This window comes from Leucobacter sp. OLIS6 (assembly GCF_002752355.1).
Lineage (GTDB): Bacteria > Actinomycetota > Actinomycetes > Actinomycetales > Microbacteriaceae > Leucobacter.
In genome coordinates this window covers 99,906-112,739 of sequence record NZ_MRAV01000011.1, presented here as the reverse complement: position 1 = coordinate 112,739, position 12,834 = coordinate 99,906, and the positions used below count along the sequence as shown (strand labels likewise).

The following is a 12,834-nucleotide window of genomic DNA, read 5'->3' as shown; positions in this document are numbered from 1 at the left end:
TCTTCTCGCTGGGATCAGCGGTCGAGACCTGCGCGGTCGTCTCCGGTCTATCCGCCGGTGCTGTCCTCTTCGATCGGTCGGGCTCCTGCGCACACCCGGCGAGGAGCAGAGCACCGAGAGCTGCAAAGGCGAGTACGGGACGGAGGCGCATGGATCACACCCTAGGCGAGGCCGACCTCTGCGCCCGGTATGCGCAGCCTTACCTTGCTTGTGGGGCCTCCTGAGCGGGAGCATCATGGAGCCATGAGCGACGAGACGTCCGATATCGAAGCGGCGATTAACCACTTGCACGAGGCCCACAACGATGAGCGCCTGGGCCAGCGCCTGAACTGGTTGCGCGCGGGCGTGCTCGGCGCGAACGACGGGATCGTCTCGGTCGCGGGCGTCGTCGTCGGTGTCGCCGCGGCCACCCCCGGCAACGTCCCCGCGATCGCCACCGCCGGCATCGCCGCCCTCGTGGCCGGCGCCTTCTCCATGGCCGGCGGCGAATACGTCTCGGTGAGCACCCAGCGCGACACCGAGAAGGCGATGGTCACGAAGGAGATCCAGGAGCTCGAGGAGCAGCCCGCAGCGGAGCTCGCCGAGCTGACCGGCCTCTACCGGAAGCGCGGACTGTCGGCGGGCCTCGCCCGCCAGGTCGCCGAGGAGCTCACCGCGCACAACGCCCTCGCCGCGCACGCGGAGGTCGAGCTCGGGATCGACCCCGAAGAACTCACGAACCCGTGGCACGCCGCCCTGTCGTCGTTCGTCGCGTTCACGATCGGCGCGCTGATCCCCCTGGCGATGATCCTGCTGCCCCTCGGCTCTCCCGTCGCCGTGACCGCCGCGTCGGTCGTGGTCGGTCTGTTCCTCACGGGACTCATCAGCGCACGGCTCGGCAGGGCGCCCATCTGGCCGGCGATCCTGCGCAACGTGATCATGGGCTCGGCGACGATGGCCGCCACCTACGCGATCGGGCTCCTCTTCGGGGTCGCGATCGCCTGATCGCGGCACGGCTTGGCTTGCTCGTCGACGAGCACGCTGTTGACACCCCTGGAGTCGAAAACACAGCAGGCCCCGGATCATCCGATCCGGGGCCTGCTGTTTCTTACTCGTGCGCGAGGGGGGACTTGAACCCCCACGCCCTTTCGAGCACTGGCACCTGAAGCCAGCGCGTCTGCCAATTCCGCCACTCGCGCGAGTCTGCCGCCAGCACCGAAGCGCCGGGCAACCAGACCAGCTTAGCAGGATCGGCTCGTTCTGCCAAAGTCGACGACGCCCGGCGCGATTTGGACCCCGTTCAGCAGCTCCGAGTAGCATGAGCAACACTCGAGGAGTGTGCGCGGCCCCGGCTGTCGCTCCCCTCGCACACCGAATCCGACGGCGCACGCCGACGAACAGCACGAGGGGAGGCACGGGATGGGAATCCTCGACAGCGTGGAGCGCGGGCTCGAGCGCGCCGTGAACGGCGCCTTCGCGCGCACCTTCCGTTCCGGCGTCCAGCCCGTCGAGATCGCCTCCGCTCTGAAGAAGCAGCTCGACGTCGGCTCCGTGATCGTGGATCGCGACCGCACGCTCGCCCCGAACCGATTCGTGGTGCGCGTCTCCGAGTCCGACGGCACCCGGTTGCAGCGCATGGGCGGACAGCTCGAGACCGAGCTCGTCGGGGTCGTGCGCAAGCACGCCGCCCGTCAGGAGTACCAGCTGCTCGGTGAGCCCGACGTCGAGATCCGGGTCGATCCGCAGCTCACCACGGGCGTGCTCGAGGTCGACGCCAGCCAGGTCAAGGGCGGCGTGGAGTGGATCCCCGCCCTCGAGGTCGACGGGCAGCGGCATCAGCTCCGCACCGGCACCACGGTCATCGGCCGCGGCAGCGACTGCGACATCCGGCTGAACGACACGGGCGCCTCGCGCCAGCACCTGCAGGTGCTCTGGGACGGCAAGGCCGGCCTCGCCCGCGACCTCGGCTCGACCAACGGTTCCAAGATCAACGGGCAGCGCTTCCGCGAGGCCGCGCTGAGCCCCGGCACGGTCATCACGATCGGCCAGACCCAGCTGCGGTTCCAGCTCGTCCCGGCACGCACCCAGAGCGCAGCCCCGGCGCAGCGCCCCGCCGCGGCACCGACCACCGCGGTGCCGTCCCAGCACGAGCGCGACCTCGCGCGCGACCCGCAGCAGGGATCCCGCGCCGGCGGCGCCTCGAGCGCGGCGCCCTCGGCGGGCGGCGACTCCCCCGGCATCGACCAGGACTTCTGGAGGGGCTTGTGAGCGAGCTGACTCTGCTGATCCTCCGCATCGGCTTCCTGCTGCTGCTGTGGTTCTTCATCTTCTCGATCGTCTACGCGCTGCGCAGCGACCTGTTCGGCGCCCCGGTGCGCAAGCTCGGCGGCGAGGGCCGCGGGCGCGGCGCGCAGAGCCCGATCCCGGGCGTCGCGAGCGTGCCCGCCCCCGCTCCGGCGGCCGCACCGCCCGTCACCGCACCGCAGGTGCCCGATTCGATCCGCATCCCGCCAGCACCCGTGGTCACCCCCACGGGCGGCGCGCTCCCTTCTGCCGGTGGCAGTACCGCCCGTTCCCTCGTCATCACCTCGGGCGTCGCCTCGGGCACCGCGATCCCCCTCGACGAGGATCTGGTGACCATCGGCCGCAGCCCCGATTCCACCCTCGTCATCGTCGACGAGTACACCTCGACCTACCACGCACGCCTCAACCGCGTCGGCGAGCAGTGGACCCTGACCGATCTCGACTCGACCAACGGCACCAAGCTCGACGGCCAGCGCGTCTCGGGTCCGGTCCCCCTCCCCACGTTCACCCCGGTTACGATCGGCACGACCACCTTCGAGCTGAGGCCCTGACCGTGGCATTCGGTTTCGCGAGCGCCATCGGCTCCCACGTCGGCATGGTGCGATCCAACAACCAGGATTCGGGCTTCGCCGGCACGCAGCTCTTCCTGGTGGCCGACGGCATGGGCGGCCACGCGGGCGGCGACGTCGCCTCCGCACTCGCAACGCAGGCCATGGCGCGACTCGACGAGGACGAGCTCGCCACCCCCGAGGCCGCGACCTCGACCCTGCGCCAGTCGCTGCTCGACGCGAACCGCATGCTCCGTTCCACGGTCTCCGACCGCCCCGAGCTGTCGGGCATGGGCACCACGTTCTGCGGCTTCATGACCGTCGACGACCACCTGGCGCTCGCCCACATCGGCGACTCCCGCCTCTACCTGCTGCGCGACGGCAGCCTGCAGCAGATCACCAAGGACCACACCTTCGTGCAGCGCCTCGTCGACAGCGGCCGCATCACCGAGGAGGAGGCGAAGACCCACCCCCGCCGCTCGGTGCTCATGCGTGTGCTCGGCGACGTCGACTCGAGCCCCGAGATCGACACCGCGGTGCTCGACACCGTGCCCGGCGACGTCTGGCTGCTCTGCTCCGACGGCCTGTGCGGCTATGTCGAGGACGTCGACATCGAGAAGATCATGCGCCGGCGCAGCTCGCTGCAGGGCGCCGTCGACGCGCTGATCGACAAGAGCCTCTCGCACGGCGCCCCCGACAACGTGACCGTCGTGCTCGTCGAGACCACGCCGGAGCCGATCCCCGAGGAGCAGCTGCCCGGTGCGCGCTTCGCGGGCAGCGCCGCGGCCGAGATCCCCGGCGGCGAGCGGATCAGCACCGCCCGCAACAAGATCCTCAACCGCCGACGCACCGTGCGCCGCGCGACGCCCGTCGCCGAGAGCCACTTCGAGCCGCGCGTCGACGAGTACCTGGCCGAGCTCATCGCCGAGACGCGTCGCCGCAACCGGCAGCGCCGCCTGCTCTGGCTGCTCGGCGTGCTCGCGATCCTCGGCGGCATCGCGGCCGCGCTCGTGCTCGGCTACCAGTGGACCCAGACCCGGTACTACGTCGGCACCGACGGCAGCACCGTGATCATCTACCGCGGCGTGCAGCAGGACATCGGCTCGTTCTCGCTGCACTCGGTCGCCGAGAACACCGAGATCCCGCTCGACGCCCTCGACGGCAACGAGCAGCGCCAGGTGAAGCGGACGCTCAGCGCGGACTCCCTCGAGGAGGCCCGCGACATCGTGCTGCGGTTGGGGGTGCCGGGCAAGTGAGCAAGCAGAGCAAGACGAACGAGCCGCGCACCTTCGAGCAGACCCGCACCAGCGAGACCGTGCTGCAGCGCATCACCGCGATCCGCGCACCGCGCCTGCTGCGCGGCCTCGAGTTCGCGCTCGTGCTGTTCGCGCTCGCCATCGGCGTCGCGGCCGTCGTCATCACAGACCTCACGTTGACCGGCAAGCCGAGCAGCACGCTGCTGCCGACCGGGATCATGTTCGTGGTCGCCGTGCTCGGGCTGCACTTCACCGTGCGCTGGGTCGCGCCCGACGCGGACCCGCTGATCATGCCGATCGCCGTGTTCCTGAACTCGCTCGGCATCGCGATGATCTACCGGATCGACCTCGCCAAGAAGCTCACCGGCTGGGACTCGTTCTCGGTCAAGCAGCTCGTCTGGTCGACGATCGCCATCGTCGCCGCCATCGTCGTGATCGCGGTGATCCGCAACCATCTGGTGCTGTTCCGCTACACCTACCTCACCGGCCTCGCGGCCGTCGTGCTGCTGCTCCTGCCGATGCTTCCGGGCATCGGCATCGAGCGCGGCGGCGCACGGGTGTGGATCCAGCTCGGCAGCTTCACGTTCCAGCCCGGCGAGATCGCCAAGATCCTACTGGCCGTCTGCCTCGCCGGATACCTGATCCGCAACCGCGAGGCGCTCTCGATGGTCGGCCGCAAGTTCGCCGGCATCCGGTTCCCGCGCGGCCGCGACCTCGGCCCGCTGCTGCTGTTCTGGCTGGCGGCCATGTCGGTGCTCGTGTTCCAGCGCGACCTCGGCACCTCGCTGCTCTACTTCGGCCTGTTCCTGTCGCTGCTGTACCTCGCGACGGGCCGCATCGGCTGGATCATCCTCGGCGGCGGCCTCTTCCTCGCCGGCGGCCTCATCGCGAGCCAGACGCTCGCCTACGTGCACAAGCGCTTCGCGAACTGGCTCGACCCGTTCGCCGACCCGCAGGGTGCCAGCTACCAGCTCGTGCAGGGCCTCTTCGGCATGGCCAACGGCGGCATGACCGGCACGGGCCTCGGCCAGGGATTCCCGCAGGACACCCCGGTCTCCGAGAGCGACTACATCATCCCCAGCCTCGGCGAGGAGCTCGGCCTCATCGGCCTCTTCGTCGTGCTCGCGGCGTACCTGCTGCTCGTCGGCCGCGCCCTGCGCATCGGATTCGCGGCGCAGGACGACTTCGGCAAGCTGCTCGGCGCCGGCCTCGGCTTCGCGTTCGCGCTGCAGGTCTTCGTGGTCGTCGGCGGCGTGACCCGCGTGATCCCGCTCACCGGCCTCACCGCGCCGTTCCTCGCGGCCGGCGGGTCCGCGCTCGTCTCGAGCTGGATCATCGTCGCCCTGCTGCTGCGCCTGTCGAACTCGGTGCGCAACCGACCCAAGCTGGTGATCCGCGCATGAACAAACCGCTCAAGCTCCTCACCCGCACCGTGTTCGGCATGTTCTTCGTGCTGTTCTTTGCGGTGACGATGATCCAGTTCGTCTCGGCCGACGACCTGCGCTCCAACGCGCTCAATCAGCGCACGGTCAAGAACAGCTACAAGGTCGAGCGCGGATCGATCCTCGTCGACGGCAACCCCGTCGCCTACTCGACGCCCACCAAGGACACGTACCGCTTCGCCCGCAACTACAAGGACGGCGAGATCTACGCGCCCATCACGGGCTACTACTCGCACTCCCAGGGCATGACCGGCCTCGAGTCGGCCATGAACCAGGAGCTCTCGGGCATCGGCGACTCGCAGTTCTTCACGCGCCTCATGCGCACCATCACCGGCGTGGAGCCGCAGGGCAGCTCGGTCTCGACCACCATCGACGCCAAGGCGCAGCGCGCCGCGTGGGACGCGATGCAGGGCTTCGAGGGCGCTGTCGTGGCGCTCGACCCCAAGACCGGCAAGATCCTCGCGATGGTCTCGACCCCGAGCTTCGATCCTGCGAAGCTCTCGTCGAACGACGACGCGCAGATCATCACGAACTACCACCAGCTCACCGCGGATCCGGCCAAGCCGCTGGACAACCGCGCGATCGCCGGCGACACCTACCACCCCGGTTCGACGTTCAAGCTCGTCACCGCCGCGGCCGCCATCGAGGCGGGCAAGGCCAAGCCGACGAGCACCTACCCGAACCCGGCGCGGCTGACCCTGCCCCAGTCGAGCTCCGTGATGCAGAACGCCTCGCGCACCACCTGCGGCCCCGGCGACAAGGTGTCGCTCGAGAAGGCGCTCATCCTCTCCTGCAACATCCCGATCGCCGAGATGGCCATGGGCATGGACCTCAACACGGTGTCCGACATGGCCCGCAAGTTCGGTTTTGAGCAGGATCTGCAGATCCCGCTCAAGGTCACCCAGAGCGCGTCGCCGAACCCCATCGACAAGGCCCAGGCCGCGAGCGCCTCGATCGGCCAGCTCGACGTGCGCGCCACGCCGCTGCAGATGGCCATGGTCTCGGCAGGCATCGCCAACGAGGGCACCGTCATGAAACCCCAGCTCGTCGACGAGATCATCACTCCCGACCTGCGGGTCGAGCGGAAGTTCTCGGCCGAAGAGTTCAGCCAGCCCATCTCCAAAGCCACGGCACAGACGATGACTGACATGATGGAGCGTGTGGTCGCCGACGCCGACGGCACGGGACACCTCGCCGCCATCGATGGCGTGCGCGTCGCCGGCAAGACCGGCACCGCGGAGAACGGTGTCCAGGAGAACGGCGCGGACCGCCCCTACACGCTCTGGTTCACCGGCTTCGCGCCGGTGCAGGACCCGAAGATCGCGGTGGCAGTGGTGATCGCGAACGGCGGCGGCGAACGGTTTGGAAACGTCGGGAGCTCGTACGAGCTCCCGACCAAGGTCGGAAAACAAGTGATGGAAGCGGTGTTGAGCGAATGAGACCTACGGCAGGAGTCACGTTCGGTGGGCGCTACGAGCTGAGCTCGCGGATCGCCGTCGGCGGCATGGGCGAAGTGTGGAAAGCCACCGACAGCATCATCGGCCGCTCCGTCGCGATCAAGATCCTGAAGGACGAGTACATGGGGGACCCCGGGTTCCTCGAGCGTTTCCGCGCGGAGGCGCGGCACGCCGCGCTCGTCAATCACGAGGGCATCGCCAACGTGTTCGACTACGGCGAGGAGCAGGGCTCCGCGTACATCGTCATGGAGCTCGTGCCCGGCGAACCGCTCTCGACCATCATCGAGCGCGAGGGCAAGCTGCCGCCGGACCGCGTGCTCGGCATCGTCGCGCAGACCGCGACCTCGCTGCAGGCCGCGCACGACGCCGGCCTCGTGCACCGCGACATCAAGCCGGGCAACCTGCTGATCACGCCCGAGGGTCGCGTCAAGATCACCGACTTCGGCATCGCACGGATCGCCGACCAGGTGCCGCTCACCGCCACCGGCCAGGTGATGGGCACCGTGCAGTATCTGGCGCCCGAGCAGGCGAGCGGGCACACCGCGACGCCGTCGACCGACATCTACTCGCTCGGCGTCGTCGCCTACGAGTGCCTCGCCGGCAAGCGCCCCTTCACGGGCGAGTCGCAGGTCGCCATCGCGATGGCGCAGATCAACGACACCCCGCCGGACCTGCCCGAGGACATCCCCGCACCCGTGCGCAACCTCGTCTACGCGTGCCTCGCGAAGGCCGCGGAGGATCGCCCGCAGACCGCGGCGAAGCTCGCCCAGGCGGCGACCGCGCTGCACCGCGGCGACGTGCGCCTCGCGGCGAGCTACGTGCCGCAGGTGCTCGGCACCGCGCCGGCCGACGCCACCCAGGTGCTGCCGCAGACCCAGGCCGCCGATGCCGCGACGACCGCGCTGCCGCAGACCACCGCGCTGCCCGGCACTGCGCAGCTCGGCCTGCCGATCGACGGCGAGCCCGAGGGCGACGTCGAGGAGAAGCCCAAGAAGAAGCGCAGCCCGTGGACCTGGCCGCTCATCACGCTGCTCGCACTCCTGCTCATCATCGGCGGCGGCACCGCCATCGCCCTGATGAACCAGGGCGGCGACAAGCCGAAGGCGACGAACTCCAAGACGCCGACCACGACCAAGCCGACCACGTCGAAGACGACCGAGCCCCCGAAGCCGACCACCGGTGTGGTCGACTCCGCGAAGCTCGTGGGCATGAACGCCGACGAGGCGAAGGCCTACCTGACGGGCCTCGGCTTCACGAACGTCAAGACCGAAGCGGGGAACCCAGGCCCCGACGACAAGGTGAACACCGTCACCGAAGTCAACCCGACCGGCACCGACGTCCCGTTCGACGAGGCGATCGTACTGACCTTCAGCGCGAAGTTCGGCGACGCCGCGAAGCCCGGGACCCCGACCGGGCCGCAGACGGTCACCGCGGGCGACACCTTCACGGTGCAGGGCATCACCGCGAGCTGCCCGACCGGCCTCACCGTCGACAGCTTCGACGTGAAGGTCACCGGAGGCACGCTCGTGAGCCCGCCCAGCCAGGGCAGCGCCCAGATCAAGGCCGGCAACACGGCGGGTCCGCTCACCGTGAGCTACACCTTCACCTGCTCGGGCCCCGCCCAGCGCACCTCGCCCGCCTCCGACACCCTCACCATCCAGGTGCAGGCGGCGAGCACCGCCGATGCGAACGGTGACAGCGACGGAACGCCGACTCCGACTCCCTAACGGCCAGTAAGGTACCCTCGTCCGAGGATCCCAGGATCCTGCCTTTAGACTGAGAAGATCGCGAGCAACGAAAGGTTGGTGAGCATGTCCGAGAGCACGGACGTCGGCGAGCAGCGAATCCTCGCCGGTCGTTACGCCATCGGCGAGTTCATCGGCCAGGGCGGGATGTCGACCGTCTACCGCGGCACCGACACCAAGCTGGGTCGCCAGGTCGCCATCAAGGTGATGAAGGCGAATCTGGCGGGCGACGAGCAGTTCCGGCTGCGGTTCCGGCAGGAGGCGCAGTCGGCGTCCCGACTCGCGCACCCCAGCGTGGTGCGCGTGCTCGACGCCGGCGACGACCTGATCCAGACCGCCGACGGCCCGCAGCGGCTGCCGTTCATCGTCATGGAGTTCGTCGACGGACAGAACCTGCGCCAGCTGCTCAGCCAGGGACCGCTCTCGCACGCCGAGGCGTGCCGCGTGGTCGACGCCGTGCTCACCGCGCTCGAGTACTCGCACCGCGCCGGGATCGTGCACCGCGACATCAAGCCCGCGAACATCATGATCACTCGCAGCGGGCAGGTCAAGGTGATGGACTTCGGCATCGCCCGCGCCGTCTCCGAGACCTCCTCGACGGTGCAGCAGACCACCGCGATCCTCGGCACCGCCGCATACTTCTCGCCCGAGCAGGCGAAGGGCGAGACGGTCGACGCCCGCACCGACCTCTACTCGGTCGGCGTTCTGCTCTACGAGCTGCTGGCCGGCGACGTCCCCTTCCGCGGCGACACCGCGGTCGCGGTCGCCTACCAGCACGTCAGCGAGCGGCCCCAGCCGCCCACCGAGCGCAACCCCTCGATCCCGCCGGAGCTCGAGCGAATCGTGCTGCACGCGCTCTCGAAGGATCGCGCCCGCCGGTTCCAGTCGGCGTCCGAGTTCCGCGAGGCGCTCGCCCTCGCGCTCTCCGGCACCATGCCGAAGCTCGGCGGTTCCGACGATCAGACCAACGTGCTGTTCTCGGGCGGCGACGAGGTCTCCGAGTCCGAGCTCGCGCTGCGTCAGCTCTCCGAGGGCGGCGGCACCCGCACGCAGAGCCGCCCGCCGGTGATGTGGACCTGGGCCGCGATCCTCACCGTCGGCGCCGTCATCATCGCCGTCGTGTTCTGGCTCATGACCCTCGCGCCGAAGGACATCCAGCCGAGCAACACCCGGCAGGTGCCGGAGCTCGTGAACGTCGAGAAGGACGCCGCGCTCAAGACGCTGAAGGACATGGGCATCGTCGCGGTCCCGGTCGAGCAGAGCGACGACAAGGTCGCCTCCGGCCACGTGATCAGCACCGATCCCGCCGGCGGCAGCAAGATCGACCTCGACACCTCGGTGCGGGTCCTCATCTCGACCGGCCCCGTCTCGCCGGACGTGCCCGACTTCCAGAACCTCTCGGTCGCCGAGTACACGAAGAAGCTCGAGGATCTCGGCCTCTCGATCGGCGTGATCAAGAAGCAGGACGATGCCGTCGCACCCGCCGACCGCGTGCTCGCGGTCAGCCCTGCGGTAGGGACCGGGCTCAAGCCGGGCGACTCCGTGCAGATCACCATCGCGAGCGGCAGCGTGAACGTGCCCGACGTGACGGGCCAGTCGCTCGACGCCGCCAAGTCGCTGCTCGGCGGCCTCGGCCTCGACGTCACGGTGACGCCGCGCAACACCTGCCCGCAGGTGGCGAACCTGCCGATCGTCGAGCAGTCCACCGCTGGCCAGCAGCCGCAGGGCACCAAGCTCGAGATCTTCTACTGCGCGGGCTGATCTCCGCCGAACCCGGTCATTCCCCGCATGCGCTCCGCGCTTCAACGGAGTAGCCTGTGGCGATGACCGAGGTGCTCGATGCGGGACCGTTCTTCCACGGCACGAAGGCCAAGCTGCGGGTCGGAGACCTGCTCACCGCGGGGTTCCGCTCGAACTACCGCCCCGAGATCGTGATGAACCACATCTACTTCACGGCGCTGCGCGACGGCGCAGGCCTCGCGGCGGAGCTGGCGGCCGGGGACGGCGAACCCCGCGTCTACCTGGTCGAGCCGACGGGCGACTTCGAGAACGACCCCAACGTGACTGACCAGAAATTCCCGGGCAACCCGACGCGCTCGTACCGCAGCGCGGACCCGCTCCGGGTCGTCGCCGTCGTCGACGACTGGACCCGGCTGAGCCCCGAGGCGCTGCAGGGGTGGCGGGATCGCCTGGCGGCGATCCGCGACGACGAGCGCGGCGAGATCATCAACTGAGGGTCCCTCGGCTCCGTCGAACCGTCGTGCCGACCCGCGTCAGTCGCGCGCGAGCAGGGGCGAGAGCGTCGCCGCGACCTCGGCCGCGTTCGCCGCGCCCGTGACCGCGAGCCAGTTGCCGAGCTGCTGGTAGCCGCCCTCGGTGAGCACCGACTCGGGGTGGTACTGCACGCCGTAGATGGGCAGCTCGCGGTGCCGCAGCGCCATGATGACGCCGCCCGCCGTCTCGGCCGTGACCACCAGATCCTCGGGCACGGTGCCGCTGACGACCGCGAGCGAGTGGTAGCGGGTCGCGTCGAACTCATCGGGCACTCCCGCGAAGAACGCGTCGCCGTGGTGGCGCACCCGCGACACCTTGCCGTGCATCAGCTCCTCGGCGTGCGTCACCGTCGCGCCGAGGGCCTCCGCGATGGCCTGGTGGCCGAGGCAGACGCCGAGCAGCGGGATCCCGGTGCGCAGCGCGATGCCCACCATGCCGATGGAGACGCCCGCATCGGCCGGGGTGCCGGGGCCCGGAGAGACGAGCACGCCGTCGTAGTCGGCGGCGAGCTGCTCGAGCTCGCCCAGACCGACCTCGTCGTTGCGGATCACCCGGGTGGTCGCCCCGAGCTGCTGCAGATACCCGTTCAGGGTGTAGACGAAGCTGTCGTAGTTGTCGATGACCAGGATGCGCGTCATGAGGTGACCGTCACTTCCTCCGTGGAGAGCTGCATGGCGACCCACGGGTAGACGTACGTGATGAGGGCGAAGACGAGCGCCGCCGCGACGAGTAGCAGCACGATGATGCGGAGCCACACGGGACCGGGGAAGAAGCGCCAGAGCAGGGAGAACATCAGCCCACCTTTCCGATCTGCGAGGCCGCGTGCTCGACGGGGTTGCCGGCGGGGGCGTTCGGATCCTTCGACTGCTTTGCGACCTCGGGGTTCGCCTTGGCGAGCGCCGCGGGCGGCCCCTCGGACAGCGGCTGGAAGCCCTCGAACACGGCGTAGCCGATGGCTCGCTCGGCACTGCCCGCGAGCTTCGGATGGCAGGTGGTCAGGGTCATGATCTGATCTTTGCCCGGGGTTCCTTCGAGCCGCGGGAACGGGTTGAGCACGTCGGTCTCGTTCGGCAGCACGTACTCGACGTTGCGGAAGCGGTAGGTGTACCAGCCCTGCGCGGTCTCGACGTACAGCGGATCGCCGACGCGGAGGTTCATGATCTCGCGGAACGAGTTGATCAGGGGCCCGGATCGGTGCCCCGCCACGGCGAAGTTTCCGGGCTCGCCGGGCATCTGCGTGTTCTCGTAGTGCCCGATGCCCTTCTCGTCGAGGTTGAGCACGGTCCACCAGTCGGTGGTCTGGGCCATGCGGTTGGCGTAGGTCTTGCCGAACGCGGGCACGTAGAGCACTCCGAACACCTGCGCGGCCTCGGGCTTCGGCACGACGGGGACCTTGCCGTCCCACTTGGGCTGCTCGGCGGCCTGCTCGCGCCACTTGGCGGAGTCGTCCGCGGCGAGGCCGGCCTGCTTGTCGACGACGGCGAGGCCCGTGTGCCACGGCTGCCAGACGAGGTAGCCGAACACCGCGATGCCGGCGACGAGCAGCAGCTCGCCGATGACCGTGAGCGGGCTCAGCCGCCCGCGGCGGCGCTTGCGTCCGCGGCCCCGAGCGCCCCCGCCTGCGGCGTTCGCGCGCGGAGCCGACTGCCGGGGCGGCTCGGTGACCTCGAAGCCGAGCGAGCGCACGGCGTCGAGGTCGGGGTCGCGTCGGGGCGACGACGCGCGCTGTTCGCGGCGGGCGCGCCGCGAATCGGAGGGATCGACCATTCGCTCATTCTACGTGCGCGAGGTGCACGGGTCCTTTGCGGCCCCTGTGTTCTTGCGTCGCG

At 69.7% G+C, this 12,834-nt stretch carries 12 protein-coding genes and 1 tRNA gene; 9 read left to right on the top strand and 4 right to left on the bottom strand.

Annotated elements, in window-relative coordinates:
• Window positions 1–243: 243 nt before the first annotated feature.
• A complete protein-coding gene (locus BMH31_RS07125; RefSeq protein ID WP_099724576.1) occupies window positions 244–984 on the top strand; it encodes a VIT family protein in 741 nt (246 codons plus the stop codon).
• A 110-nt stretch (window positions 985–1,094) separates the two neighbouring features.
• Here BMH31_RS07125 and BMH31_RS07120 read toward each other — a convergent pair.
• A tRNA-Leu gene (locus BMH31_RS07120) sits at window positions 1,095–1,178 on the bottom strand.
• 220 nt (window positions 1,179–1,398) lie between these two features.
• On the opposite strand from BMH31_RS07120, the gene BMH31_RS07115 reads away from it, so the two are divergent.
• The 8 genes from BMH31_RS07115 to arr all read left to right on the top strand — a co-directional run bounded on the left by BMH31_RS07115 (window position 1,399) and on the right by arr (window position 10,965).
• On the top strand, window positions 1,399–2,247 hold the full coding sequence (locus tag BMH31_RS07115; protein WP_099724575.1) for a DUF3662 and FHA domain-containing protein: 849 nt from the start codon (window positions 1,399–1,401) through the stop codon (window positions 2,245–2,247).
• On the top strand, window positions 2,244–2,834 hold the full coding sequence (locus BMH31_RS07110; protein ID WP_099724574.1) for an FHA domain-containing protein: 591 nt from the start codon (window positions 2,244–2,246) through the stop codon (window positions 2,832–2,834). Before BMH31_RS07115 ends, BMH31_RS07110 begins: the two co-directional genes overlap by 4 nt.
• Before the next feature lie 2 nt (window positions 2,835–2,836).
• Window positions 2,837–4,087: a Stp1/IreP family PP2C-type Ser/Thr phosphatase gene (locus tag BMH31_RS07105; protein WP_099724573.1), complete on the top strand. Its 1,251-nt coding sequence runs from the start codon at window positions 2,837–2,839 to the stop codon at window positions 4,085–4,087.
• On the top strand, window positions 4,084–5,490 hold the full coding sequence (locus BMH31_RS07100) for an FtsW/RodA/SpoVE family cell cycle protein (protein ID WP_199068378.1): 1,407 nt from the start codon (window positions 4,084–4,086) through the stop codon (window positions 5,488–5,490). The genes BMH31_RS07105 and BMH31_RS07100 overlap by 4 nt, the downstream gene beginning before the upstream one ends.
• Window positions 5,487–6,968 carry a penicillin-binding protein 2 gene (locus BMH31_RS07095; protein WP_099724572.1) on the top strand — a complete coding sequence of 494 codons (1,482 nt, stop codon included), beginning with the start codon at window positions 5,487–5,489 and terminating at the stop codon, window positions 6,966–6,968. The genes BMH31_RS07100 and BMH31_RS07095 overlap by 4 nt, the downstream gene beginning before the upstream one ends.
• Complete coding sequence (locus BMH31_RS07090) at window positions 6,965–8,713, top strand: serine/threonine-protein kinase (protein ID WP_099724571.1); 1,749 nt, start codon at window positions 6,965–6,967, stop codon at window positions 8,711–8,713. Before BMH31_RS07095 ends, BMH31_RS07090 begins: the two co-directional genes overlap by 4 nt.
• 84 nt (window positions 8,714–8,797) lie before the next feature.
• Window positions 8,798–10,492: a Stk1 family PASTA domain-containing Ser/Thr kinase gene (gene pknB, locus BMH31_RS07085; RefSeq protein ID WP_099724570.1), complete on the top strand. Its 1,695-nt coding sequence runs from the start codon at window positions 8,798–8,800 to the stop codon at window positions 10,490–10,492.
• Window positions 10,493–10,554: 62 nt separating this feature from the next.
• The gene (gene arr, locus BMH31_RS07080; RefSeq protein WP_099724743.1) at window positions 10,555–10,965 is read left to right on the top strand and encodes an NAD(+)--rifampin ADP-ribosyltransferase; all 411 of its coding nucleotides are present in this window, start codon (window positions 10,555–10,557) and stop codon (window positions 10,963–10,965) included.
• 39 nt (window positions 10,966–11,004) lie between these two features.
• Here arr and BMH31_RS07075 read toward each other — a convergent pair whose 3' ends face one another.
• Genes BMH31_RS07075 through BMH31_RS07070 form a run of 3 tightly spaced genes read right to left on the bottom strand, consistent with a single transcriptional unit; the run spans window position 11,005 to window position 12,772 of the window.
• Entirely contained in the window at window positions 11,005–11,643 is a 639-nt protein-coding gene (locus tag BMH31_RS07075) for a gamma-glutamyl-gamma-aminobutyrate hydrolase family protein (protein WP_099724569.1), read from the bottom strand.
• The gene (locus BMH31_RS15545; RefSeq protein WP_168187906.1) at window positions 11,640–11,798 is read right to left on the bottom strand and encodes a hypothetical protein; all 159 of its coding nucleotides are present in this window, start codon (window positions 11,796–11,798) and stop codon (window positions 11,640–11,642) included. The genes BMH31_RS07075 and BMH31_RS15545 overlap by 4 nt, the downstream gene beginning before the upstream one ends.
• The gene (locus BMH31_RS07070) at window positions 11,798–12,772 is read right to left on the bottom strand and encodes a class E sortase (protein ID WP_099724568.1); all 975 of its coding nucleotides are present in this window, start codon (window positions 12,770–12,772) and stop codon (window positions 11,798–11,800) included. The genes BMH31_RS15545 and BMH31_RS07070 overlap by 1 nt, the downstream gene beginning before the upstream one ends.
• Between the last annotated feature and the right edge of the window lie 62 nt (window positions 12,773–12,834).